Origin of the sequence: Streptomyces cinnamoneus, assembly GCF_002939475.1 — a bacterium.
Taxonomy (GTDB): domain Bacteria; phylum Actinomycetota; class Actinomycetes; order Streptomycetales; family Streptomycetaceae; genus Streptomyces; species Streptomyces cinnamoneus_A.
Genome location: NZ_PKFQ01000001.1, coordinates 2,396,895 through 2,422,660, shown reverse-complemented (window position 1 = coordinate 2,422,660; position 25,766 = coordinate 2,396,895). Strand labels below are relative to the sequence as shown.

17 protein-coding genes are annotated in these 25,766 nt (G+C 73.5%); 5 read left to right on the top strand and 12 right to left on the bottom strand.

The window, feature by feature from the left end; all coding sequences use genetic code 11:
* Positions 1-8 precede the first annotated feature (8 nt).
* The 7 genes from CYQ11_RS10255 to CYQ11_RS10225 all read right to left on the bottom strand — a co-directional run bounded on the left by CYQ11_RS10255 (position 9) and on the right by CYQ11_RS10225 (position 8,230).
* Complete coding sequence (locus tag CYQ11_RS10255; RefSeq protein WP_181143628.1) at positions 9-1,373, bottom strand: GlnX family signal transduction membrane protein; 1,365 nt, start codon at positions 1,371-1,373, stop codon at positions 9-11.
* 214 nt (positions 1,374-1,587) lie between these two features.
* On the bottom strand, positions 1,588-2,580 hold the full coding sequence (locus CYQ11_RS10250; protein WP_099197743.1) for an N-acetylglucosamine kinase: 993 nt from the start codon (positions 2,578-2,580) through the stop codon (positions 1,588-1,590).
* Positions 2,571-3,824 carry a 6-phospho-beta-glucosidase gene (locus CYQ11_RS10245; protein WP_099200494.1) on the bottom strand — a complete coding sequence of 418 codons (1,254 nt, stop codon included), beginning with the start codon at positions 3,822-3,824 and terminating at the stop codon, positions 2,571-2,573. The genes CYQ11_RS10250 and CYQ11_RS10245 overlap by 10 nt, the downstream gene beginning before the upstream one ends.
* A gap of 5 nt (positions 3,825-3,829) precedes the next feature.
* Complete coding sequence (locus CYQ11_RS10240) at positions 3,830-4,687, bottom strand: carbohydrate ABC transporter permease (RefSeq protein WP_099200495.1); 858 nt, start codon at positions 4,685-4,687, stop codon at positions 3,830-3,832.
* Between the two features lie 3 nt (positions 4,688-4,690).
* Entirely contained in the window at positions 4,691-5,644 is a 954-nt protein-coding gene (locus tag CYQ11_RS10235; protein ID WP_099200496.1) for a carbohydrate ABC transporter permease, read from the bottom strand.
* An 11-nt stretch (positions 5,645-5,655) separates the two neighbouring features.
* Positions 5,656-7,005, bottom strand: coding sequence for an ABC transporter substrate-binding protein (locus CYQ11_RS10230; protein ID WP_099200497.1), 1,350 nt, complete (start codon positions 7,003-7,005; stop codon positions 5,656-5,658).
* 67 nt (positions 7,006-7,072) lie between these two features.
* Positions 7,073-8,230 (bottom strand): ROK family transcriptional regulator, encoded by a 1,158-nt coding sequence (locus CYQ11_RS10225; protein ID WP_099200498.1) that lies wholly within the window; start codon positions 8,228-8,230, stop codon positions 7,073-7,075.
* A 245-nt stretch (positions 8,231-8,475) separates the two neighbouring features.
* Here CYQ11_RS10225 and CYQ11_RS10220 point away from each other — a divergent pair, with 245 nt between their 5' ends.
* A complete protein-coding gene (locus tag CYQ11_RS10220; protein ID WP_099200499.1) occupies positions 8,476-8,979 on the top strand; it encodes an FBP domain-containing protein in 504 nt (167 codons plus the stop codon).
* A gap of 89 nt (positions 8,980-9,068) precedes the next feature.
* On the opposite strand, the gene CYQ11_RS10215 is transcribed toward CYQ11_RS10220, so the two are convergent.
* Complete coding sequence (locus CYQ11_RS10215) at positions 9,069-10,157, bottom strand: mechanosensitive ion channel family protein (protein WP_099200500.1); 1,089 nt, start codon at positions 10,155-10,157, stop codon at positions 9,069-9,071.
* 259 nt (positions 10,158-10,416) lie between these two features.
* Between CYQ11_RS10215 and CYQ11_RS10210 the strand changes: the two genes are divergently transcribed.
* The gene (locus CYQ11_RS10210; protein WP_099200501.1) at positions 10,417-10,953 is read left to right on the top strand and encodes an HNH endonuclease; all 537 of its coding nucleotides are present in this window, start codon (positions 10,417-10,419) and stop codon (positions 10,951-10,953) included.
* Positions 10,954-11,039: 86 nt separating this feature from the next.
* On the opposite strand, the gene CYQ11_RS10205 is transcribed toward CYQ11_RS10210, so the two are convergent.
* Complete coding sequence (locus tag CYQ11_RS10205) at positions 11,040-14,126, bottom strand: glycoside hydrolase family 84 protein (protein ID WP_099200502.1); 3,087 nt, start codon at positions 14,124-14,126, stop codon at positions 11,040-11,042.
* A 294-nt stretch (positions 14,127-14,420) separates the two neighbouring features.
* On the opposite strand from CYQ11_RS10205, the gene malQ reads away from it, so the two are divergent.
* From malQ to CYQ11_RS10190, 3 genes are all read left to right on the top strand, one after another.
* On the top strand, positions 14,421-16,490 hold the full coding sequence (malQ, locus tag CYQ11_RS10200) for a 4-alpha-glucanotransferase (RefSeq protein ID WP_104650980.1): 2,070 nt from the start codon (positions 14,421-14,423) through the stop codon (positions 16,488-16,490).
* A gap of 47 nt (positions 16,491-16,537) precedes the next feature.
* Positions 16,538-16,813, top strand: coding sequence for a hypothetical protein (locus tag CYQ11_RS10195; protein ID WP_240003504.1), 276 nt, complete (start codon positions 16,538-16,540; stop codon positions 16,811-16,813).
* A 238-nt stretch (positions 16,814-17,051) separates the two neighbouring features.
* Positions 17,052-18,026: an acyl-ACP desaturase gene (locus tag CYQ11_RS10190; RefSeq protein ID WP_099200504.1), complete on the top strand. Its 975-nt coding sequence runs from the start codon at positions 17,052-17,054 to the stop codon at positions 18,024-18,026.
* 84 nt (positions 18,027-18,110) lie between these two features.
* Here CYQ11_RS10190 and pepN read toward each other — a convergent pair whose 3' ends face one another.
* The 3 genes from pepN to CYQ11_RS10175 all read right to left on the bottom strand — a co-directional run bounded on the left by pepN (position 18,111) and on the right by CYQ11_RS10175 (position 25,389).
* A complete protein-coding gene (gene pepN, locus CYQ11_RS10185; RefSeq protein ID WP_099200505.1) occupies positions 18,111-20,684 on the bottom strand; it encodes an aminopeptidase N in 2,574 nt (857 codons plus the stop codon).
* 174 nt (positions 20,685-20,858) lie between these two features.
* Positions 20,859-21,887, bottom strand: a complete 1,029-nt coding sequence (locus CYQ11_RS10180) for an aspartate-semialdehyde dehydrogenase (RefSeq protein WP_099200506.1) — start codon at positions 21,885-21,887, stop codon at positions 20,859-20,861.
* Positions 21,888-22,059: 172 nt separating this feature from the next.
* Positions 22,060-25,389, bottom strand: coding sequence for a S8 family serine peptidase (locus CYQ11_RS10175; RefSeq protein ID WP_099200507.1), 3,330 nt, complete (start codon positions 25,387-25,389; stop codon positions 22,060-22,062).
* Positions 25,390-25,766: the final 377 nt, after the last annotated feature.

Here is a 25,766-nt window from a genome sequence, read left to right as displayed (position 1 = left end):
TCCCCGCGTCACCGGTACTCCGACAGCCTGCGCCCGATGCCGAGCACCGCGCCCGCGGCGCCCAGCACGGCCAGCACGGCGGCTCCGGCGGCCAGTCCGGTGAGCGCGTCGCGCCCGCCGTCCGCGGCGCGCCGGAAGTCGCCCTGCTCGCTCACCAGGGCCCGGCGCAGCGCGGTGTCCACCCGGTCGAACGTCTCGGCCGTGCTGTCCTTGTCGCCGATCACCTTCGGCAGCGCGCGTTCGTAGTAGCCGCCGACGTCGGCGGCCCGGGCGTCGGCGTGCCGCCGCTGCCACTCCCGTACGGCCTCCATCGCGTCGGTCACCGGCTCGCGCCCCGTGGAGCCGTCCGCCAGGGAGCGCGCCCGGTCCAGCAGGCTGCCGGCTCCGGCGTCCGGGCCGGTGCCGCCGATCAGCCGGTGCATGCCCGTCAGATAGCCGGCCTCGTAGGCGTCGTCGCCGCCCGGAGTGAGCACGGCGCCGCGCGCCACCAGGGTCAGGCTCTCGTCGCCCCGGGCCTGGAGCGCGGCGATCCGGGCCTCGTTCAGCACCTGGAGGGACCTGGCCCCGTGCTCGTGGGAGTCGCCCAGCTGGGCGCGGGCCAGGCCGTGGCCGGCCGCGAGCCACAGCAGCGTCAGCGTGGCGGCGCCGGTGGCTGCCAGCATCCCCCGGTTGAGGACCCGGTTGGTGCGCAGGTAGTTGCGGCGCTGGGCCCAGCCGAGGGCGCCCAGGGCCAGGGCGCCGGTGCCCAGCGCGGCCCAGGGCCAGGCCTCGGCGCGGGCGTAGTCGGCGCCCAGCCTGCCCGTCTCGGCCTCGTACAGCCCCCGGGCGGCGGGCAGCAGCTCCTCGCGCATCCGCTCGCTCGCATAGCGCAGGTAGGCGCCGCCCAGCGGGAGGCCTTGCCGGTTGGTGGCGCGGGCGGTCTCCACGAGACCGGTGTAGAGCGGCAGCTGCGCGTTGAGCAGGGATATCTGCCGGCGCGCGGTGTCCGAGCCGCTGGTGTTGGCGGACGCCCGCACCAGGAGCTCGGACGCGAGGGAGATGTCCTGCTCGTACCGCCGCCGGACCGCGGCCGGCTCCTGCCCCCCGGCGAGGAAGCCGCCCGCGGCGGTGGTGTCGGCGTCGGCGAGCGAGCGGTAGATGTCGGCGGCGTCGGCGCTCAGCGGCTGGCTGCGCCCGACCACGGCGTCCGCGGCCGCCGCGCGGTCGGTGACCTGCCAGGCGGTGACGGCGCCGAACAGGACCAGCAGGCCGGCCAGGGCGGCCCCGATGATGCGCAGTCTGCCCGGTTCGGTCGTGGCCGAGGCTCTCAGCCGGTCCACGCCCTCGCGCCAGGCAGTGCGTCGCGTGCCAGGATCCGGCTGCCCTGATGACACGTGACCTCCCCCTTGGTCGCCGGCGGTGTCCCGGCGCCGGTGCGGCGGCGCCAGGACGGGTGCCCGGCCAGCAGTATGGCCGCAGGGACTGACAAACACACCGGTCGTGCATCGATCTTGTTCGGATCGGGATCTTCACGACGGGGCGTCCGTGCCGGCCGTCCCTTCTCTACACGTGTGCCGGGTCTGTTCGGTTCCCGTACGAGTCCGGGCGCTAGCCGCCGGCGTAGTGGGCGCGCAGCCGGGCGTGGGCCGTCTCCGGCGCCCCCGCGTGGTCCAGGGCCAGCAGCGCCGCGCCCAGCACGGGCGGGGCGGTCACCACCCGGGGCACCGCCAGCGGGGCGCGCCGGGCCAGGAGCGCCCCGATCCGCTCGTGCAGCAGCCGGTGGCCGGCCGCGAGCACCCCACCGCCCAGCACCACCGGGACCTCGTGTTCCAGCAGGTCCAGCCGGGCCAGCGCGGTGGTGGCCATCGTGACCACCTCCTCGGCCTGGCGCACCACGACGGTCCGCGCGACCTCGTCACCGGCCGCGGCCACCGCGAAGAGCACCGGCGTCAGCCGGTACCGGTCCTCCCACGGGACGTGTCCCAGGTGCAGGGCCTCCACGAGCTCCGCCATGCCGGCCAGCCCGAAGTGGGCGGGCAGCGCGGCGGACAGGGCCGTGGCCTCGCCCCGGCCGTCCGCCGCGCGGGCCGCCAGCCACAGCGCCTCCTCCGCGAGGTAGCCGCCGCCGCCCCAGTCGCCGGAGATCCGGCCGAGGGCGGGGAAGCGGGCCGTCCGCCCGCCGGGCGCGAGCCCCGCGCAGTTGATGCCGGCCCCGCACACGACGGCCACGCCCGTGGGTTCGCCCCCGTCGGGCAGCCCGGCGCGCAGCAGGGCGAAGGTGTCGTTGACGACCGTCACCGAGGGGGCCCACCCCTGGGCGGCGATCTCCGCCGTCAGCCGCTCCTCCTCCACCGGCAGGTCCGCGTTGGCCAGGCACGCCTGGACGTGCGCCACACGGGGCGCACCGCACGGAGCGGCCCTCTCCACCACCTCGGCCACGATCCGCGCCAGGTCCGCCACCGCCGGCCCGGTGCCCGTGCGTACCGGCTGGAAGCCCCCGCCGCGCGCCGACGCCAGCACCCGGCCGCCGGTGTCCACCAGCGTCACGTCGGTCTTGCTGTTGCCCGCGTCCACGGCGAGCAGCGCCGCGGTCACGCCCACGCGAGGTGCTCCCGGTTGTGAGCGATCAGGCTGTCGGTCAGCTGGTCCGCCTGGGCGATCCGGCCCACCAGGGGATGCGCCAGGAGTGCCTCGAACACCCGGTCGCGCCCGCCCTTGAGGGCCGCTTCCAGGGCCAGCTGTTCGTACGCCGTCACATGGGCGACCAGACCCGCGTACAGCGGCTCCAGGGGGCGTGCGGGCAGGGGGTGGGCGCCGCGCGCGTCCACCGCCGCGGGCACCTCGATCACGGCGTCGTCGGGCAGGAAGGGGAAGGTGCCGCTGTTGAACGTGTTGACCACCTGGACGTCACCGGCGCCCGTCAGCAGCGAGGAGGTCAGCGCGACGGCCGCCTCCGAGTAGAAGGCGCCGCCGCGCCGGGCGAGGAGCTCCGGTTTCTCGTCGAGCGCCGGGTCGGCGTACAGCGCCAGCAGCCGCTTCTCCATCTCCGCGACCTCGGCCGCCCGCGAGGGCCTGCCCTTCAGCTCCCGCACGACCTCGTCGTGCTGGTAGAAGTAGCGCAGGTAGTACGAGGGCACGGCGCCCAGCCGGTCCAGCAGCCCGCGCGGCATGCGCAGGTCGGCCGCGACGGCGTCGCCGTGCTCGGCGAGCAGGCGCGGCAGCACGTCCTCGCCGCCCACGAGCACCGCGCGCTCCCACGTGAGGTGGTTGAGGCCGACGTGGTCGAGCGACACCTCCTCCGGGGCGACCCCCAGCAGCCTCGCGAACTTGCGCTGGAAGCCGATGGCCACGTTGCACAGCCCGACGGCCCGGTGCCCGGCCGTCAGCAGGGCACGGGTGACGATCCCGACCGGGTTGGTGAAGTCCACGATCCACGCGCCGGGGTTGCGGCGCCTGATCCGCTCGGCGATGCCGAGCACCACGGGCACCGTGCGCAGCGCCTTGGCGAGGCCGCCGGCACCGGTCGTCTCCTGGCCCACGCAGCCGCACTCCAGCGGCCAGGTCTCGTCCTTGTCGCGGGCCGCCTGACCGCCGACGCGCAGCTGGAGCAGCACCGCGTCGGCGCCGTCGACGGCCGCGTCCAGGTCGCCGGTCCAGGAGACCCGGCCGGGGTGGCCCTGCCGGGCGAAGATCCGCCGGGCGAGGGCGCCGACGAGCTCCAGCCGGTCCGCGACCGGGTCGACGAGCACCAGCTCCGTCACCGGCAGCGCGTCGCGCAGCCGGGCGAACCCGTCGGCGAGTTCCGGGGTGTAGGTCGAGCCTCCGCCGACCACTGCGAGTTTCATGTCGATCAGCCCTTTACTCCGGTGAGGGTGACGCCTTCGACGAAGGCTTTCTGGGCGAAGAAGAAGACGAGGACGACCGGGGCCATGACCAGCGCCGTCGCCGCCATCGTCAGGTTCCAGTTGACGCCGTGGGCGCTCTTGAACGACTCCAGGCCGTAGGAGAGGGTCCAGGCGCCCGGGTTCTGCGCGGCGTAGATCTGCGGTCCGAAGTAGTCGTTCCAGCAGAAGAAGAACTGGAAGAGCGCGACCGCCGCTATGCCCGGCTTGGCCATCGGCACGACGATCCGCGTCAGCGTGCGCAGTTCGCCGCAGCCGTCCACCTTCGCCGACTCCAGGTACTCGCGGGGGATCGTCAGCAGGAACTGCCGCAGCAGGAAGATGGAGTACGCGTCGCCGAAGGCGAGCGGAACGATCAGTGGCCACAGCGAGCCCGACAGGTGCAGCTGCTGGGCCCACACCAGGTACATCGGGACGACCACCACCTGCGGCGGCAGCATCATCGTGGCGACGACCAGCAGCACCGCCGGCCGCCGGCCCCGGAAGCGGAACTTCGCCAGGGCGTAGGCGACCGGCAGGGAGGAGCACACGGCGAAGAGCGTGCCCAGCCCCGCGTAGATCAGCGAGTTGCGCCACCAGTCGAGGAATCCGGGGGCGTCGAGCACGGCCTCGTAGTTCGACCAGTGCCAGCCGCGCGGCCACAGCTCGCCGCTCATGGCCTGTTCGTCGCTCATGACGGACGTCAGGAAGACGAAGACGAACGGCAGGAGGAAGAACAGGGCCGCCGCCACAGCCGTGGTGTGCACGGCTATCCAGTGGAGGACCCGGCCGCGGGTGGTGCGGCCGGAGCGCCTGCGCGTCGTCATGGGTCAGTCCTCCGCGGTGAGCAGACCGGCTCGCCTGCGCATCAGCAGGGAGGTCACCGCCATGGCGATGACGAAGAGCACGAGCGAGAGCACGCACGCGGCACCGGTGTTGAAGTTCTGGAAGCCGAGCGAGTAGATCAGCTGCGGCACGGTGAGCGTGGAGTGGTCGGGATAGCCCGGCTGGACGGTCGAGCCGGGGCCGGTGTTGACGCCGGAGGCCAGCTTCCCGGCGACCAGCGCCTGCGTGTAGTACTGCATGGTCTGCACGACGCCCGTCACGACCGCGAACATCACGACGGGAGTGATCGACGGCCAGGTGACGTAGCGGAACTTCGCCAGCGCCCCCGCCCCGTCGAGCTCGGCGGCCTCGTACTGCTCCCGGGGCACGTCCAGCAGGGCCGCCATGAAGACCACCATCAGGTCGCCGACGCCCCACAGCGACAGCAGCACCAGCGACGGCTTGGCCCAGTCGGGGTCGTTGAACCACCGGGGGGCGGTGACGCCGAGCGCCGACAGGGCCTCGTCGACCGGTCCCGTACCCGGGTTCAGCAGGAAGACGAAGGCGACGGTCGCGGCCACCGGCGGCGCCAGGCAGGGCAGGTAGAAGGCGGTGCGGAACAGCCCCACCCCGGACGTGAGCCGGGTGACCAGCAGCCCGACGCCCAGCCCGAAGACCACCCGCAGGGTCACCATCACCACCACCAGCCACAGCGTGTTCCACAGGGCCGGTCCGAACAGCGGCATCTGGCCGAGCACGTACTTCCAGTTGCGCAGCCCCACGAAGGACGGCGCCCGGATCTGGTTGTAGTGCATGAAGGAGAAGTAGACGGTGGCGACGAGCGGGTAGCCGAAGAAGACGGTGAAGCCGACCAGCCAGGGGGAGAGGAAGCCGAGGGTGCGCAGCCGTCGGCGCAGGTGCTTGCGGCGCAGTCCGGGGGCGGGGGAGCGGGGGGCCATGGCGGGGTTCCTCAGGTGGCGGACTGGAGGTTGTCGTCGTCTATCTGCCGGTCGAGCGCGCGCAGCCCCTTGTCCAGGTCGCGGACCTTGCCCGCCTCGACGTCGTAGGCGAAGTCCTGGAACGTGACGATGTACTGCCCGCCGTTGACCGAGGGCGGCATGCCGGTGCTGCGCGGGTCGCGGGCGATGCGGAGGAAGGTCTGGAAGGCGGGGTCGGCGTCGAGCCGCGGTGAGGCGAGCGCGGCGTTCGTGGACGGCACGTTGTGGATGGCGTTCGCGAAGGCGACGACCTGGTCGGTGTCGGTCGTCAGGAACTTCACCAGCTCCCAGGCGGCGTTCTGGTGCTTGCTGCTGTGGGCGATGCCGGCGACCGTGCCCGTCAGATAGCCCCGGCCGTAGGTGTCGGCCCGGTCGTCCGGCACCGGCATCGGGGCGGTGGCCCAGCGGAATCCCGGTGCGGCCTTCGCCAGCATCAGGCCGCGCCATTCACCGTCCATGTGCATCGCCAGCTTTCCGGTGAGGAAGGCGTTCTGCGAGGACATCTCCTCGCCGAACGTGGCGCGGAAGGTCTCCAGCGGGCCGTAGCCGCCGAGCGCCGTGACGAGGTCCCGCTGCGTGGTGAGGAACCGCTTCGTGGCGGGCTCCCGGGCGAGCGCCGACTTGCCCTTGTCGTCGAAGTACCGCGGCCCCCACTGGGCGAAGAACCGGTCGACGCTGTTCTGGTAGAGCCGGAGGTTCGGCATGAAGCCGAGCTGCCGGTACGAGCCGTCGGCCGCGCGCTCGGTGAGCTTGACGGCGGTCTCCTTCAGCTCGGACAGGGTGCGCGGCGCCCGGGAGACGCCCGCCTTCTCGAAGGCGTCCAGGTTGTAGTACATCCCGTAGGCGTCGGCGAGCAGCGGCAGCGCGCACTGCCTGCCCTCGTAGGCGGAGTAGTCCAGCAGCGTCCGGGGGAAGACGGCCGTCTTGTCGACGCCCGACTTCGCGAGGAACGGGTCGAGGTCGACCCACATGCCCGACGAGCAGTACTGGCCCACGTTGTTGGTGGTGAAGGACGAGACCACGTCGGGGGCGGCGCCCCCGCCGGCCCGGAGCGCCTGGTTCACGGTGGCGTCGGTGACGTTGCCCGTCGTCTTCACCCGGATGTTCGGATGGAGCCGGTGGAACCGGGCGAGGGAGTCGTCGATCGCCTTGACCTCGCGCTTCTCCGACCAGCCGTGCCAGAACCGCAGGGTGACGGGCCGGGTCGGGTCGTCGGCGGCGCTTCCGGCACCGGGGTTGGCGCAGCCGGGCAGCAGCAGCCCCGCGATCATCAGGAGGGGGAGGAGCACGGTCGGGGGTAACCGGCGACGGCTGCGCGGCATGGCAGTCCTTCCATCGCGACGGGCGGGTGGGGAGACGACGCGGGCGGAACGGGGGAGCGGGCCGGTTTCAGGCGGTGTCGAAGGCGGTGTCCCGTACGTCCGCGAGCGCGACCTGGAGCGCCCCGGTCAGCACCGGTGCCTCCTTGAGGGCGCTCAGCCGCAGCCGCGGCCGAGGAAGGGCCAGTCCGGTCAGTTCCGTTTCGACCAGGTCGCGCAGCCGCTCGCCCCCGGCCCGGCAGACCTCGCCGGAGAGCACCACCAGTTCGGGGTCGACGACGGCCACGACCGCCGCCAGACCCGTGGCGAGGCGGGCGGCGAGCTCGGCCAGGACCGCCTCGCCCGCCCCCGGGGTCGCGGCGGCCAGGGCCAGCGCCTCGGACACGGTCGCCGCGTCGATGCCGTGGGCGCGGGCCAGCCGGAGGACGGCGGGCGAGCCGGCGAGCATCTGGAAGCCGCCCCCGGCGTCCGGGCCCGCGAAGGTCTCGGGGCCGCCGCGCGCGAGCGGCGCCCCCGGCAGGGGCATGTAGCCGATCTCGCCGGCGCCGCCGTGCGCACCCCGCAGCAGGGTGCCGCCGAGCACGACGGCGGCGCCGACCCCTTCGTCGGCCCACAGGAGCACGAAGTTCCGGCAGTCCCGGGCGGCACCCTCGTGACGTTCGGCGAGGGCGGCCAGATTGACGTCGTTCTCGATCGTGACCGGCGTGCCGGTGGCCTCGGCCAGGTCGTCGGGGAGCACGAGGGAGCTCCAGCCGGGCAGGTGCGCGGCGTAGCGCAGCCGCCCGGTGCGCGGATCGAGCGCCCCGTGGGTGGCCACGACGGTGCGGTGGACGTCGCGCGCGGTGATCCCGGCGGCGCCGAGCGCCGCCGTGAACGCCTCGGCGACCTGCTCGACGGTGCGGGCGCGCCCCGGCTCGTCCGTGGCCCGCGCCCGGGTGCGGTGCTCGCCCAGCACGGCGCCGGTGATGTCCGCGACGGCCGCCGAGATGCCCTCCTCGTCCACGGCGAGGGCGGCGACGTGCGCGATGCCCGGATTCACCTCGTACAGCAGGGCGCTGGGGCCGGGCCGGCCGGTGACGTTCCCGGTGGCGCGGACCAGGCCGGCCGCCTCCAGGCGGCCCAGCAGCTGGGAGGCGGTGGGCTTGGACAGCCCGGTCAGCTCGCCGAGCCGGGTGCGGGTGAGGGGGCCGTGGGCCACCAGCAGGTCGAGCGCGGCACGGTCGTTCATGGCCCGCAGGACGCGTGGTGTTCCGGGGGTACCGGCTGCGGCCATGGCGTTGAAGCACCCGCCCTTCGACGACGCCGGTGCCGGCGCCACGGCGCCGGCCCAGGTCTGTAAAGAAGGTTTCCTATCGGTGAGGGGAAGCTATGCGGGTGCCCGGCGGGGCGTCAAGGGGTCGCCCCCCGGGCAGGTGTCCGGGCCACGGAAATTCACGCGACGTCACGGCCGTCCCGCTGTTAGGTTCGCGCCTCATGGAACCACTGGGCGAGAACGACATACGCGCCTCCTTCGTCAACTGCTCCAAGGGGGAAGCCCGCAGGATCAGCCTGCCCCGGGACCTCGCGGACCTGCCCTGGGAGGACCTCGACTTCCTGGGCTGGCGCGACCCGGGCGCCCCGGACCGCGGCTATCTCGTCACCGTGCGGGACGGGAAGCCGGCCGGCGTCACCCTGCGCGTGCCGCAGGGCGGCCCCCGGAGCTTCACGAAGACCACCATGTGCTCGCTCTGCCTGACCGGACACCCCGGCTCGGGCGTCTCCCTGCTGGCCGCCCGCAAGGTCGGCGCCTCCGGGCGCGACGGCAACACGGTCGGCGCCTACATCTGCGCGGACCTGGCCTGCCCGCTGTACGTGCGCGGCAAGAAGGTGCCGCTGATGACGATGCGGTACAAGGAGTCGCTCTCCGTGGAGGAGCGCGTGGCCCGGATGCGGGGCAACGTCGACCAGTTCCTGGACAAGGTCCTCCAGGAGGGCTGAGCCTCCCGCGCGGGGCGCACCGGAGACGACGAAGGGCTCCCTCGCCACATCGGCGGTGAGGGAGCCCTCGCGCTGGCCGCCCGCGGCGGCTACTTCCCGAGGGTCGCCCCGGGCGGCACCGGGGCCGGCTGCGGTATCGGCGTCGTGGCCTGCGACTGCGGCGACGTGGGGTTGTTCAGGGCCGAGGGCGCGGCCACGGCCGCCGTCGGGTCGGGGAGCGGCGCCGGCTCCTCCTCGGCCACGCGCAGCGGGGCGCCCATGCGGATGCCCGCCAGGTCCAGCGCCTGCTTGATCCGCCAGCGCAGCTCGCGCGCGACGCCCGCGGCGGAGCCCGGCATGGTCTTGGCCTGCACCCGGACGACCACCGACTCGAGCGTCACGGAGTCCAGGCCCATGACCTCGACCGGCTCCCAGATCTTCTCGGTCCAGGCCGGTTCCTTGGCCATCTCCTCGCCGGCGGCCGCGATGACCGTACGGGCCCGGTCCAGGTCCTCGTCGTAGCGGAGGGTGACATCCACCTCGGCCATGGCCCAGCCCTGGCTGAGGTTGCCGATGCGCTTGACCTCGCCGTTGCGCACGTACCAGATGGCGCCGTTCGCGCCGCGCAGCTTGGTCACGCGCAGGCCCACCTCGATGACCGTACCGGTGGCGACGCCCGCGTCGACCTCGTCGCCCACGCCGTACTGGTCCTCCAGGATCATGAAGACGCCGGAGAGGAAGTCGGTGACCAGGTTCCGGGCGCCGAAACCGATGGCGACACCCGCCACACCGGCGCTGGCCAGCAGCGGCGCCAGGTTGATCTTGAGGACGGACAGCACCGTCAGCGACGCCGTTCCCATGATCAGGAACGATGCGACGCTGCGCAGGACCGAGCCGATGGCCTCCGAGCGCTGCCGGCGCCGCTCGGCGTTGACGAGCAGGCTGCCCAGGGCGGTGCCGTCGACCGCCTGCGCCGTGCGGTTCATGCGCGCGATGAGCTTGGTGATGGCGCGGCGGATCAGGGAGCGCATGGCGACCGCGATCACGACGATCAGGATGATGCGCAGGCCGTTGCTGAGCCAGACGGACCAGTTCTCCTCGACCCAGCCCGCGGCGTCGTTCGCCGTGCGCGTGGCCTCGCCCAGGGACGGCGCGGCGGGCGGCGGCGAGTCTGCGGCCAGGGCAGCGGACCAGAACACAGCAGGAACCCTCCGGTGTGGGACAGACCCGCGTCGAGAAGCGGCGCGGGGCAGACCCACCACACTAACGGGGCAGACAAGGTGCTCCGTTGTTCTGTTCGATATGGGACGGGTCTTGCGCGTGCGTGGTCGAGATGTGCTCCAAAACACCTGAGACCCGTTACCCGGTGATGGTGGCGCTTCGGCCAGGGGCCAGGGGACACTTGCAGGAGATCGTCCCGGCGCGAGCCACGCGCCGCCGGCGTACAAGGAGGCACCCGTGCCGCATGTCCTGGTCCTCAACGCGTCGTACGAGCCGCTCGGCGTCGTACCGCTCCGCCGCGCGCTCATCCTCGTCCTCAACGAGAAGGCCATCAGCCTCGAGGACACCGGCGCCTATCTGCACAGCGCGTCCTGCACCATCCCCGCACCCAGCGTCGTCAGGCTGAAGCGCTTCGTGCGGGTCCCCTTTCGCGGCCCCGTCCCGCTCACCCGCCGTGCACTCTTCGCCCGTGACGGCGGGCGCTGCGCGTACTGCGGTGGCGTCGCAACCAGCGTCGATCACGTCGTCCCGCGCAGCCGGGGCGGGCAGCACGCCTGGGAGAACGTGGTGGCGGCCTGCCGCCGCTGCAACCACGTCAAGGCCGACCGCCACGTCGCCGAGCTGGGCTGGCGGCTGCGCCACCAGCCGGCACCGCCGACCGGTCTGGCGTGGCGGATCATCGGCACGGGCCATAGGGACCCGCGCTGGCTGCCTTACCTGGAGGCATACGGCGCGGAGGACGCGATGGCCCGGATCGACGGCATTTCCGCCTGAGACGACCGGGCCATCGTCGCAGGGGCACCCGGTGCGGTGGCCCCTGCCCGGCGATGGCCCGGTCTCGGGCGCGCGGGCCGCCGGCCTCAGTGCGGCTGCTGCGCTCCGCCGTCCTTGCCCGGCTCCCGCACGGCGTACGCCTCGACCGTCCACAGCGAGTAGCCGAAGCGGGTGGCCCGCTTCTCGCCCTGGACCCGCACGAAGCGTGCGTCCGGTGCGTCCATGCGCACGGACTCCGTCCCGCCCTTGCCGTCGGTGACGACCGCCGCGTCCCGCCAGGTGCGGCCGTCCGGCGACACCTGGATCCGGTAGCGGACCGGGTGGGCGTCCTGCCAGTGCAGCACCAGACGCCCCAGCCGCACCGGGCGGCCCAGCTCCAGCTGCCACCAGGCGTCGTCCCGCTGCCGGGAGGACCAGCGGGTCCGCGGATCCCCGTCGATCGCCGCCGAGGCCGGGAAGCGCGCCGCCTCGTCGCCCGAGGACGTCGCGCGCGCCCCGCGCGCCAGATCGGTGTCCCCGGTCGGCGGGTACGCCCGGACGGTCACCGTCCGCTCCTGGCCGCCCAGGCTGACCGGCACGGTCAGGTCCCGGGCCGGCGCCCCCGCCGGGACCGACAGCTCGATCCGGGCGGTGGCCACGCCGCCGCGCGCCACGGTCAGCTCCGCCGGGGCCTTGACGGTGACGCCCTGGGGGGCCTTGACGACGAGCTTCTCGGTGACCGGCTCCGGCCGCCGGTTGATCATCCGGGCCTGGAGCACCGCCGGCCGCCCGCCGGCCTCCGCGTCCGTCGTGCCGGGCGTCAGTTCGAAATCGGCCGTGGGGGTGTCGGCGTACCAGGGCGCGACCTCGTGCACCGCGGGCGGCGCGGCCGCCGTGTTCCCCTCCCACACCACGCGCAGCGCGTCGGCCCGCACGCCCTTGCCCGGCACCTGCGTCCAGCCGCTGTCCGACAGCGGCCCCAGCCGCTGCCAGCCGCCGGCCGCGTCGTGGGCCCAGGCCGTGCCGTGCACCCCGGGCGCCGGGTCGGTGAGCAGGGTGACCACGGTCAGCGGGTGCGGCTCGGGCAGCCGCACGTCCAGGGGCGCGCCCGGCCGCGGGACCACGGCGGTGGCCGGGGCGCCGTCGGTGGCCTCGCCGGCGGTGCGCACCGGGCGGTCGACGCCGGTCCAGCCGTTGGCGCTCGCCAGCGCCCGGTCCAGGAAGGGGGACAGCACGCCCTTGCCCACGGTCGCCCGGCCGGCCCGGATCCTCTCGCGCAGCCGCTGCACGTCCAGCTGTGCCTGCCAGGCGGCGGCGCCGTCGCCACGGGCCTGGGCGGTCAGCATGTCGACGGCCCGCACGCCGGCCTCGCCGTGTCTGGTCAGCTGTTCCAGCCAGGGCCGCACCTCGCCGCCGAGGGCGGGGCCGAGCCGGCTCTGGGCCCCGGCCATCGTGCGGAACGCGGCCCGCAGCCGGTCGGCGGCGGTGGAGAGCCGGCCCGCGTCGGCGGCCGAGAGGGCGGCCCAGAACTCGTCCAGCAGCGGCTTGAGGTACGCGGACTCCTCGCCGCCCAGCACCGACGACGCGTCGTTGCCGGCCAGCGCCCCCAGCGCCTCGCGGCTGGCCGCGTCGTCGCCGGCCAGGTCGGCGACGGCCGCCCGCCAGGACTCCTCGGGCCGGTAACCCCGGGGGTTCCAGGCGTAGTCGGCGGTGGTGAACAGCGGGATGCGGGAAGCGGTGGGCTGCGCGGAGGCGTTGGCCAGCAACGCGGCCGAGCCGGCGGCGACGGCCGGCTCCCGGCCGGTGTACGGGCCGAGGAAGAGGCGGTCCTGCGCGAAGTCGTTGACCGGGTAGTTGTCCATCGTCACCAGCGGGTGGCCGAAGGCCGCGCGGGCTTCGGCCAGTTCACCGCCGGTGATCGTCTTGGGCACGACGCCCACGCCCGTCCACGCCACCTCCACGCGCCGGTCGAGCGCGTCGGCCAGCGCCCGCCGGAAGGCGGTGCGGCCCTCCTGGTAGTACTCGGTGGGCAGCAGCGACAGCGGCGCCGCCTCGGGGCCCTTGCCGGCCACATGCTCGGCGAGCGCCCCCGCCACCTTCGCCTGCGCCTTCGCCGCGGCCTTCGGACCGGAGCCGAACGCGTCGGCGTCCGCGCCGCAGTGCCACTCGCTGTAGCTGACGTCCTGGAACTGGAGCTGGAAGGCCCGCACGCCGAGCGCCCACATCGCGTCGACCTTGCGCTTGAGCGCACGCACGTCCTCCGCGGAGGAGAAGCACATCGCCTGGCCCGGCGAGACGGCCCAGCCCAGCGTCACGTGGTTGCGACGGGCCCCCTCGGCCAGCTCCCGGAAGGCGGCGCGCTGTTCGGCGGGATAGGGGTCGCGCCAGCGGGCCTGGCGGTACGGGTCGTCGCCCGGCGCGTACAGATAGCGGTTCTGCTTGGTGCGGCCCATGAAGTCCAGCTGCGCCAGCCGCTCGCTCAGCGACCACGGCTGCCCGTAGAAGCCCTCGGTCAGCCCGCGCACCGCCGTGCCCGGCCAGTCGCGGATCACCGCCCCGGCGAACGCCTTCCCGCCGTCGTGGTCCACCGCCAGCTGACGCAGGGTCTGGGCCGCGTGGAACAGCCCGTCCTCGCCCACGCCCGCCAGGGCCACCGTCGGCCTGCCGTCCACCTGCCCCGTGGCCAGCCGGTAGCCGCCCGTCGGCAGGTCGTCGAGGGGCCCGGCACCGAGCGCCCGCAGGGCGTCCTCGGCGCCCAGACCGCCCGCCTGGACGATCAGGCCGCTCGGCGGCGGCGTGCCGCCCGGCTGGGCGTCCACGACCGTGCGGGCGCCCAGGGCGTGCAGGATCGCGCGCAGCGCCTCGATCGTGCGGGGGTCGGTGCCCTGGTCGGCCATGAGGGTGACGTCCTCACCCACGCGGACGTAGGGGCCCTGGGCGCGCGCCGACTGCGGGCGCGGCCAGATTGGCGGCAGGGCGCCGGCGGCCTCCCGGTCCGGGGTGCCGGGGGAGCCGGCCGCCGCGGCGGCGTCGCCGGGGCGGGGCTCGGCGAGGGCGCCCGTGGCGTTGCCGAGCAGCCCGCCGAGCAGGGCGGCGGTCAGCACGGTGACCCCGGCCCGGCGGGGGCCCGGCCGGGCCGGCCGGCCCGGGCCGGCCGCACGCCCGTGGCAGGGGTCGCTGCCCAGGAACCGCATGGCTTTCTCCTCGCCCCCAGGGTCTTTTCCGGGTGGATCCGCCCGTTCCCGCCCCCGCTCCGGCGCCGTGGGCCGGGGGCCCGGGGACGGGGCCCCGGTGACGGGAGGGGACGGCGTGGGGGAACGTCCGGTCGGGCGACGAGCCCATCACCAGGCGTGGAGCATGTCAACGCAGCTGACCGAACTGCCGGTAATGCCCGGCGCGTCGAGGCGCGGGGACCCGAAAGTGTGTGGGCCGCCTCGGGGCGTGGGTAGGCACTGGCAATCGGCACGGGGCGACGACGGAGGCCTTCCATGGACAGAGCGCGCCTTGCCGCGGCGCACGGCGTCGCCACCTCCTACGAGAGCGCCCCCGGCCGCAGCGTGCCGGTGCCGGAGGACACCGTCGTCGCCGTCCTCGCCGCCCTGGGCGTCGACGCCTCCACCCCCAGGGCCGTCCGCGACGCCCTGGAAGCCCGCGAACGGGCCGAGCGCACCCGGCTGCTGCCGCCCACGGTCGTCCTGCGCCCCGGCGGGGAACGGCTGCCGGCCCTCCCCGAGGGCACCACCCTGCGCGTGGACACCGAGGACGGCCGGGCCCTCGCCTGGGACGGCGCCGCGCCCCTCCCGCTCGGCGGCCACGTGCTGCGCGCCCACGCCCCCGACGGCCGGTCCGCGAGCGCCCCCCTGATCGTCGCCCCCGGCCGGCTGCCGGCACCCCCCGAGCGCGCCCACGGCTTCCTCGTCCAGCTCTACTCCCTGCTGTCCGCCCGCTCCTGGGGCATGGGCGACCTCGCCGACCTCGCCGAGCTGGCCGCCTGGTCGGGCCGTGCCTTCGGCTCCGACTTCGTCCAGATCAACCCCCTGCACGCCGCCGTCCCCGGCCCGCCCACCGACCCCTCGCCCTACCGCCCCTCCTCCCGCCGCTTCCCCGACCCCGTCCACCTGCGGGTGACGGAGGTGCCCGAGTTCGCCCACCTCTCCGGCGAGGCCCGGGCCGAGGCGGACCGGCTCCTGGCCCGGGCCGCCGGGCTGCGCGACGCCGTGCTGCGGGACGGCGCGCTGATCGACCGGGACGCCGTCTGGGAACTGAAGCGCCGGGCGCTGGAGCTCGTGCGGGCCGTACCGCTGGGCCCGGGCCGGCGCGCCGCCTACGACGCCTTCCTCGCCGAGCGGGGCCAGGCCCTCGACGACCACTCCACGTGGTGCGCCCTCGCCGAGGTGCACGGTCCCGACTGGCGGGCCTGGCCCGGGGCGCTGAAGGACCCCCGCTCGGCCCGCACGGCCCGCGCCCGTGGCGAGCTGCTCGACCGCGTCGACTTCCACTGCTGGCTCGCCTGGCTCACCGACGGGCAGCTCGCCGCCGCCCAGCGGGCCGCCCGCGAGGCCGGGATGCGCATCGGCCTGGTCCACGACCTGGCCGTGGGCGTGCACCCGTCGGGTGCCGACACCTGGGCCCAGCAGGACGCCTTCGCCGCCGGCATGTCCGTGGGCGCGCCCCCCGACGCCTTCAGCCCGCGCGGCCAGGACTGGGGCCTGCCGCCCTGGCGGCCCGACGCCCTGGCCGCCACCGGCCACGCCCCGTACCGGGAGCTGCTGCGGGCCCTGTTCCGGCACGCGGGAGCCCTGCGCGTCGACCATGTGATGGGCCTGTTCCGGCTGTGGTGGGTGCCGCAGGGCTGCGAGCCCGGCCGCGGCACGTACGTGCGCTACGACGCCGAGGCCATGCTGGGCGTCCTCGCCCTGGAGGCGCACCGCGCCGGCGCCGTGGTCGTCGGCGAGGACCTGGGCACGGTCGAGCCCGGAGTCCGCGAGGCGCTGGCCGAGCGGGGGGTGCTGGGCACGTCGGTGCTGTGGTTCGAGCGGTCCTACGGGACGGGCGAGAAGGGCGAGGAGGGCGGCGACGAGCCGCTGCCCCCCGAGCGCTGGCGCCCCGGCGCCCTGGCCACCGCCACCACCCACGACCTGCCCAGCACCGCCGCCCGGCTCACCGGCGACCACGTCGCGCTGCGGCACCGCCTCGGCCTGCTCACCCGCCCCCTGGCCGAGGAGCAGCGGGAGGACGCGGCGGCCGTCGCGCAGTGGCTCGCCCTGTTCGGGCGGCTCGGCCTGCTCCCGGAGGGGCCGGGCGACGAGGAGGCCGCGGTCCGGGCCGTCCACCGCTTCCTGCTGCTGACCCCCGCGCGGCTGATCGGCGTCTGGCTGCCGGACGCGGTGGGCGACCGCCGCCCGCAGAACCTGCCGGGCACCTGGGACCAGTACCCGAACTGGCGGCTGCCCCTCGCCGACTCCGCCGGCCGGCCCCTGTCGCTGGAGGAACTGGCCGCCTCACCCCGGCTGCACGCGCTGATGGAGGAGGTGCGGGGGGCCGGGGGACGCCGATAGGCCACCCCGGACGCGCGCGGCGCGCGGGGGTCCGATACGTTGAGGCCGTGAGCAATAAGGTCAACAAGAACGCCGTGCGCGCCGGTGCCATCTCCGCCGGCACGCTGATGCTGCTGCTGATGTCGTCCCCCGCGTTCGCGCTCACCCGCGACGACGGCGACGACCCGGGCCCGCACCTGAGCACGATCAACACGCTCGGCCTCTACGTGGCCGCACCGATCGTCCTCTTCCTCGTCATCGCGGGTCTGACCATGGTGCTCGCCCGGGGTTCGGACAACCCCCGCACGCACGCGCACCACACCCACCACCCGCGTACGCGCTGACCCCTCTCGTCCCGACGCAGCCCTCAGCCGGCTGCGGCCCGCCCCGTGCGGAGCCGCAGCCGGTTTTTTGCTTGCCGCCTCCGCCTGCCGCCACGCCTCCCGCCCTGGTGGGGACGGCGTGGCTCCGTCGTCTCCGGGCCGGGTGCGCGGGCCCCGCGATCAGTTCTTATGGAGTCTTTAACTTACGGTGACGTAACCTACGGGGCCGTAAGTAGATCCCCCCAGGCAGGAGCCGTCCGTGACCACAGCCCCCACCCTCAGTCATGGCCGGGCATGGAGCGACACCAAGCTGCTGTACGCCCTCGAAGAGGTCGTCGCCACCGAGCTCGACCGCCACCTGAAGGTGGCCAAGGAGTGGATGCCCCACGAGTACGTGCCGTGGAGCGAGGGCCGTGACTTCGACGGCGTCATGGGCGGCGAGGCCTGGGCCCCCGAGCAGTCCAAGGTCTCCGCGATCGGCCGCACCGCCCTCGTCGTCAACCTGCTGACCGAGGACAACCTCCCCAGCTACCACCACGAGATCGCCTCGCTCTTCGGCCGCGACGGCGCCTGGGGCACCTGGGTGCACCGCTGGACGGCGGAGGAGGGCCGGCACGGCATCGTGATGCGGGACTACCTGCTCACCTCGCGCGCCGTCGACCCGGTCGCCCTGGAGCGCTTCCGCATGCAGCACATGTCGGAGGGCTTCGAGTCCGACAACCGCCACAGCATGCTGCACTCGGTGGCCTACGTCGCCTTCCAGGAGCTGGCCACCCGCATCTCGCACCGCAACACCGGCCACCACTCCGGTGACCCGGTCTGCGACCGCATGCTCTCGCGCATCGCCACCGACGAGAACCTGCACATGGTCTTCTACCGCAACCTGCTGGGGAAGGCCTTCGAGCTGGCGCCCGACCAGACGATGAGCGCGGTGCGCGACGTGGTGGTCGACTTCCGGATGCCCGGCCACGGCATCCCCGGCTTCGAGCGCGCGGCCGCCCAGATGGCCATCGGCGGGATCTACAACCTGCGCATCCACCACGACGACGTGCTCCAGCCGGTGCTGCGCTTCCTCAAGGTCCTCCAGATCGGCGGGCTCGGCCCCGAGGGCCTGCGCGCCCAGGAGGAGCTGGGCCTGTTCATGGGCGGCCTCGACGACCAGGCGCGGAAGTTCGACGAGAAGCGCGAGGCGCTCCTCGCCCGGCGCCGGGCGAGGGCGGAGCGGGACGCCTGACCTCCCGCACCGCCGCCGGCATGCCCGAGGGCGCCCCGGACCACCACGGTCCGCGGCGCCCTCGGCGCTTGGGGGGTCAGCCGGTCAGGAGGCGGCCGCCGCGTCCGCCGCCTGGGCGCGCAGGGCCCGCTCGACCCCGGCGCGCGACTCCGTGACCAGACGGCGCAGCGCGGCGTTCGGCTCCGCCGACGCCAGCCAGGCGTCCGTCGCGTCCAGCGTCTCCTGCGAGACCTGGAGCAGCGGGTACAGGCCGACCGCGATCTGCTGGGCCATCTCGTGGCTGCGCTTCTCCCAGACGTCCTTGACCACCGCGAAGTACTTCTCGGCGTAGGGGGCGAGCAGCTCGCGCTGGTCGGACTGCTGGAAGCCGCCGATGACCGACTCCTGCACCGCGTTGGGCAGCTTGTCGGAGTCGACGACCGAGGCCCACGCCTCGGCCTTGGCCTCGGCCGTCGGGCGGGCGGCCCGGGCCCAGGCGGCGTGCTCCTCGCCCGCCGAGGTCTTGTCGCGCTCCAGCTCGGCGGCGATGGCCTTCTCGTCCGCCCGGCCCGTGGCGGCGAGCCGCCCGAGCAGGTCCCAGCGCAGCTCCGTGTCCACGGCCAGGCCCTCGATGGACTCGCTGCCGTCCAGCAGGCCGGCGAGCAGGGCGAGCTGCTCGTCGGTGCGGGCGGTGGCGGCGAAGGCCCGGGCCCACGCCAGCTGGTGGTCGCTGCCGGGGGTGGCCGCGCGCAGGTGCTCCAGCGTGGCCTCGGTCCACTTCGCGAGGCCCGTCTCGCGCCAGGTGGGCGCCGCGTACAGGTCGATGGCGGTCTTGACCTGGCGCTGGAGCGACTGCACCACGCCGATGTCCGACTCCTTGGCCACGCCCGAGAGGACCAGGTCGAGGTAGTCGCGGGTGGCCAGCTCGCCGTCACGGGTCATGTCCCAGGCGGAGGCCCAGCACAGCGCGCGGGGGAGGGACTCGGCGAAGTCGCCCAGGTGCTGGGTGACGGTCGCCAGGGACTCGGCGTCCAGGCGCACCTTGGCGTACGACAGGTCGTCGTCGTTGAGCAGCACGACCGCGGGGCGGGCCCTGCCGACCAGCTGAGGGACCTCGGTCAGTTCGCCGTCGACGTCGAGCTCGACGCGGTCCTTGCGGACCAGCTTGCCGTCCTCGTGCTCGTACAGGCCGATCGCGATGCGGTGCGGGCGGAGCGTCGGCTCCCCCTTGGCGCCGGCGGGCAGCGCGGGGGCCTCCTGCCGGACGGCGAAGGCGGTGATGACGCCGGCCGCGTCCGTGGTGACCTCGGGGCGCAGGACGTTGATGCCGGCGGTCTCCAGCCACTTCCTCGACCACGTGCTCAGGTCGCGGCCGGAGGTCTTCTCCAGCGCGCCCAGCAGGTCGGACAGGCGGGTGTTGCCGAAGGCGTGCTCCTTGAAATAGGCCTGCACGCCGGTGAAGAACTCGTCCATGCCCACGTAGGCGACGAGCTGCTTGAGGACGGAGGCGCCCTTGGCGTAGGTGATGCCGTCGAAGTTGACGAGCACGTCGTCCAGGTCGCGGATGTCCGCCATGATCGGGTGGGTGGAGGGCAGCTGGTCCTGCCGGTACGCCCACGTCTTCATGGAGTTGGCGAAGGTCGTCCACGAGTGGGGCCACTTGCTGCCGGGGGCGTAGGCCTGGCAGGCGATGGAGGTGTAGGTGGCGAACGACTCGTTCAGCCAGAGGTCGTTCCACCACTCCATGGTGACCAGGTCGCCGAACCACATGTGGGCCAGCTCGTGCAGGATGGTCTCCGCGCGCACCTCGTACGCGGCGTCCGTGACCTTCGAGCGGAAGACGTACTGGTCGCGGATGGTGACCGCGCCCGCGTTCTCCATCGCGCCCGCGTTGAACTCCGGCACGAAGAGCTGGTCGTACTTGGCGAAGGGGTAGGCGTAGTCGAACTTCTCCTGGAACCAGTCGAAGCCCTGCCGGGTGACGTCGAAGATGGCGTCGGCGTCGAGGAACTCGGCCAGCGACGGGCGGCAGTAGATGCCCAGCGGGACGGTCTGCCCGTCCTTCTCGTACGTGCTGTGCACCGCGTGGTACGGGCCCGCGATCAGCGCGGTGATGTACGTCGAGATGCGGGGCGTCGGCTCGAAGCGCCAGACGTTGTCGGCCGGGCGCTTCGGGGTCGGCGAGTTGGAGACGACGGTCCAGCCCTCGGGGGCCTTCACGGTGAACTGGAACGTCGCCTTCAGGTCCGGCTGCTCGAAGGAGGCGAAGACGCGGCGGGCGTCCGGCACCTCGAACTGGGTGTACAGGTAGGCCTGCTGGTCCACGGGGTCCACGAACCGGTGCAGACCCTCACCGGTGTTGGTGTAGGCGCAGTCCGCGACGACCGTCAGGTCGTTGCGCCCGGCCTTGAGGCCCGGCAGCGCGATCCGGCTGTCCGCGAAGACCTCGGCGGCGTCGAGCGCGGCGCCGTTCAGCACGACCTCGTGCACGGCCGGCGCCACCAGGTCGATGAAGGAGTCCGCCCCGGCCTCGGAGACGTCGAAGCGCACGGTGGTGACGGACCGGAAGGTGCCGCCCTCCTGCGCGCCGGAGAGGTCGAGGTCGATCTCGTACGAGTCGACGCTGAGCAGCCGCGCCCGCTGCTGTGCTTCCTCACGGGTCAGATTCGTTCCGGGCACCAGAGCATCTCTCCTCAGCGTCGGTATCGCGGTTTCCTCGCGGTTTCGGCCATCCTTCCACGCCCGTCGCCGTATGTACCGGTGCGTACGCTGACGGCGGAGGGGGCTGGACACGCGAGAGGGCCGGGCACCCCCTGACGGGGTGCCCGGCCCTCCGCGCGGTTGCGGGGTGCGTCAGCCGCGCAGCTCCGCCGCGACCAGCTCGGCGATCTGGACGGCGTTGAGCGCCGCGCCCTTGCGGAGGTTGTCGCCGGAGAGGAAGAGGGCCAGGCCGTGGTCGACCGTCTCGTCCTCGCGGATGCGGCCCACGTAGGACACGTCCTTGCCCGCCGCCTGGAGGGGGGTGGGGATCTCGGACAGCTCGACGCCCGGGGCGTCCTGGAGCAGCTCGTACGCGCGCTCGACGCTGATCGGGCGCTCGAAGCGGGCGTTGACCTGGAGCGAGTGGCCGGAGAAGACCGGGACGCGGACGCAGGTGCCGGAGACCTTCAGGTCCGGGATCTCCAGGATCTTGCGGGACTCGTTGCGGAGCTTCTGCTCCTCGTCCGTCTCGTGGCTGCCGTCGTCGACGATCGCGCCGGCCAGCGGGAGCACGTTGAAGGCGATGGGGCGCTTGTAGACGCCCGGCGCGGGGAACGGCACGGCCTCGCCGTCGTGGGTCAGCTCGGCCGCGCGGCCGCCGATCTCGCAGACCTGGCCCTCCAGCTCGGCCACGCCGGCGAGGCCGGAGCCGGAGACGGCCTGGTAGGTGGTGGCGATCAGCGCGGTCAGCCCCGCCTCGGCGTGCAGCGGACGGAGGACCGGCATCGCGGCCATCGTGGTGCAGTTCGGGTTGGCGATGATGCCCTTGGGGCGGTTCGCGACGGCGTGCGGGTTGACCTCGGAGACGACCAGCGGCACCTCGGGGTCGCGCCGCCAGGCGGAGGAGTTGTCGATCACGACGGCGCCCTGGCCGGCGACCTTCTCGGCCAGCGCCCTGGAGGTGGCGCCGCCGGCGGAGAAGAGCACGATGTCCAGGCCGGTGTAGTCGGCGGTGGCGGCGTCCTCGACGGTGATCTCCGTGCCCTGCCAGGGCAGGGTCGTGCCGGCGGAGCGGGCCGAGGCGAACAGGCGCAGCTCGTCGACCGGGAATTTCCGCTCGGCGAGGATCTTGCGCATGACTCCGCCGACCTGACCGGTGGCTCCGACGATTCCGATCCGCACGAGGGCTCCCTACTCACGTTCAGCACGTACGTCCTACGACGGCTGACCTGGCTCTACGGTTCCATCATGCGGTGCTACCCGCCCCAAAAGTCCAATCCATTGTCCGAGGGGCGGACGGCGACGGGGCGGGCGCCGTACCGCGCGCCCGCCCCGTCTCCTTCGGCCGTGGCCGTTACGGCACGACCTTCTCGATCTTCACGCTGCCGCTGCCCGCGACCGTCCCGGCTGCGGTGACCAGCTGGACGTCACCGAGGAAGGAGCGCCCCTCGGGGGCCGCGCCGGCCACCACGACCTGGGCCGTGAGGGGGGCGGTCCCGCCGGCGGCGAGCTTGACGGGCCGCGCGTCGGTCTTGATCTCGCCCAGCGAGGGGGCGAAGTACACGTCGCGGTAGTCGTAGGCGGTCGAGCCCGCCGGCACCGAGTAGCCGGTCACCTCGACGGTGTACTCGCCGGGCTCCGGCTTGACCAGGTTCACGGCCTCGTCCGAGCCGCCGCCGGCGGAGGAGCCGACCTGCTTGCCGTCCTTGTAGACGGTGAGGTCCAGATCGGCCTTGGGGTCGGCCGCACCGCTGATGACGGCGGCGAAGCGGCTGACGCCCTCACCGAGGGTGACCTTGCTGGTCTGCTTCGCCCCCTGCTGGATGACCGGCCGGTCGATCTTCGAGGAGCCGAGCTGGCCGCCCTTGAGGGAGCCCTCCAGCGCGGCGAAGCCGTTGGTGGCCTGCCAGGTGACGGCCGCCGGGGTGCCGACCTTGGCCTCGGGGACCGACTGGAGGGCGGGCTCGAAGGAGACGCCCAGCGCCGTGGCGGTCACGGTGTAGGGGTTGTCCAGCAGCGGGGACGTGCGGCGGGACTCGACCTCGATCTCCCAGGTGCCCGGCAGCGGGTTCGCGTAGGAGCGCAGGTCCGGGCGGCAGGTGTCGGCCGGGTTGGGGTAGTTCGGGTAGCAGTTCGGCGTGGACGTCGGGTCGACCGGGACGCCGTAGGGGTTGATGGCGATGAAACGGGTCTGGCTGCCGGCGGCCAGGCCGCTCATCGCGACCTCCAGCGTCTTCGCGCCCTTGGGGACCGTCACGAAGTAGGAGGTCGTGGCGTTGCGCTGCACCGTGCCGGAGGCCTTGAGGACGTACGACGGCTTGGCGAGCGGCTCGGCGACCACGACGGTCGTCATGATCTGCTTGTCGACGCCCTCGGTGCGGTCGTCGTCGACGGTCAGGATGGCGCTGTGGATGCCGGCGCTCTTGGCCTTGGCCTTGACCTTGACGGTCACGGGCGTGTTCAGCGGCAGCTTGACCTCGTCGTCGCCGGCGAGCTTGAAGGTGCCGTCGTTGTGCCGCCACTTCAGCTCGTGCCACACGGCCTTGTCCGGGCCGGAGGTGCGGGTGATCGTGACGTCGTAGGTCCGGCTCTCGCCGGCCTTGAGGCCGCCTTCGCGGTCGTAGACGCCGGTGCCGTAGCCGGGGGTCTTGAGCGAGCCGGACAGCGCGGTGGTGACCGGGGCCTTGACGGTGTAGTCGTGGGCGGTGGCGCCGTGGCGCAGCGCGTCCCAGGCGTCCTCGATGTTGATCAAGCCGGCGCCCTGCTCGTGCGCCTGGAAGCCCTTGATCTTCTTCGCGGTGCTGGTGAGCGCCGTGCGCAGGTCCGCCGGGCTCAGCTTCATGTGCTTCTGCTTGGCCGCCGAGATCAGCAGCGCCGAGGCGCCGGCCGCCTGCGGGGAGGCCATCGAGGTGCCCTGGAGCATGCCGTAGCCGGGCGGCAGCGCGTAGCCCGCCTCGGCGACGGGGGCGCCGGGCTCCCAGGTGGGCGTGGTGTTGACCGAGGCGCCCGGGGCGGTGATCGTCGGGGTGAGGCCGCCGTCCTCACGCGGGCCGCGCGAGGAGAACGGCATCATCGCGTAGGGGGTCTTGACCTGCGAGCCGTAGTTGGCCGCCCAGGTCTCCCGGGAGACGGAGGCGCCGACGCTGATGACCTTGTCGGCCAGGCCGGGGTCGCCGATGGTGTTGGTGCCGGGGCCGCTGTTTCCCGCCGAGATCACCAGCTGGACGCCGTAGGTGTCGATGAGGCGGGTGTAGAGCTCGGAGCGGGCGTTGTTGCCGTCGTTGAGCGCCGGCAGGCCGCCGATCGACATGTTGACGATGTCGACGCCGTGGTTCACCACGAGGTCGATCATGCCCTCGGTGAGCGCCACGTTGGTGCAGCCGCCGGTCCAGGTGCAGGCCCGGGAGGAGACGATCTTCGCGCCGGGGGCGGCGCCGTTCATCCGGCCGCCGAAGAGCCCGTGGGCCGCCGTGATGCCCGCGACGTGCGTGCCGTGCTCGGACTCGATGACGCCGATGTTGACGAAGTCGCTCTTCTTGCCGACCCAGTCGCCGCCCAGCGGGTCCAGCGGGACGTCCTTGCGGATCTGCACGACGAAGGGGATGCGCTCGGCGATCGGGGTGTCGGGGTTGTCCTTGCCGAAGTAGCCGACCTGGAAGCCGTCCTTGTACGGCTTCATCTCCTCGTCGTCGGTGAAGTCCCCGTCGTCGTCGAGGTCGACGCGGACGGTTCCCCTGGCCTTGTCGTACAGGACGGCCCAGGAGTCCTTGGTGTCGCCGTCCCGGTTGAGGTCGCCCTTCATGTCGCCGCCGGCGGTGACGCTCTCACGGAACAGGCTGACCTGGTACGAGCCGGCGGGCGCGGTGTAGGTGCGGCCGTTGTAGGAGAAGCTCGGGCCGGAGGCGTCGGTGAGCATCGGCCGCCAGGTGCCGTCCTGGTCGGTGACCGGGTCGGTGGCGGTGACCCAGTCGACGATCTTGCGCTCGCCGGTGGTGGTCTTCTGCAGCGCCGGGTGCGCGAGGTCGACGCCGGAGTCCAGGACGCCGATGGTCACGCCCCGGCCGTCGGCCTCGGGGTGGTCCTCGACGAAGCCGACGGCACCGGTCTCGAAGGCCGGCTGGTAGGGGTTCTTCGCCGGGGTCCGCCTGTCGGGGGCCGGGTACTTGCGGTCCTTGGCGAGGGCCGGCGCGTTCTGCGCGGCGTCCGCGCGGGGCGTCGGGTCCGGGAGCCGGATCTCCTGCTTGAGGTCGATGCCGTGCACCGAGGACAGCTTCTTCGCCTCGTCGATGGCGGCGTCGGCCTTGGCCGTCGGCACCGTGGCCCGCACGTAGCCGAGCTTGTCGTAGGCCTCGCCCACCGACGCGCCGTCGATGGCGCCGAGCTTGCCGGCGACCTGGCCGGTCTGGCCGGGCGCGGTGGCGATCATCATGGTGACCGTCTCGTCGCCCTTGGCCTTGGCCTTGGCGAGCAGCTCGGCGTCCTGCGAACCGAGCTTGTCGCCGCCCGAGTTGGGCGCCTTCACGGGCCCGGTGGGCGGCGCCACCGTCCACGGGTCGTCGACGGCGAAGGCGGGCGCGGCGCCCGCGGCGGTGAGCGCGGCCACGAGTCCGGCCGCGAGGGCTATTCGGACCGCGGGTCTCGCGCCGCCGCGCGGCGTGTTCGCGGATTCGGCTGTGGGGGTCATCAACATCCCTGACTGGAAGTAACGAGGTGAACAAAAAGGGCAACGACGACGCGTCCGGAAATCGGAACCGGATGACCGATCACTTTCATGGAAGTGACGGGGGTTTGGGGAGAGTTGTCAGGGCAGGAATGTAAGGATGGCGTAAACCCGCCACGCACCACACGGGATGAAGCAGGACGGACACCGTGAAGCGGTCAGGGGCGTCACCGCAGCTCAGCACCTCTACGACAAACGGGCTAGAGCGCCGTGCCCGCGACCGGCCCCGCTGTTCCCTCGCGGGTGAACGCTGAGTGAGCGTCAGCACTCCAGGGGACGAGTGGTGTATGTCAGTTCGCAGTAGCCAAGATCGATGTGAGGTGATCGGCGGCGACCGTTGC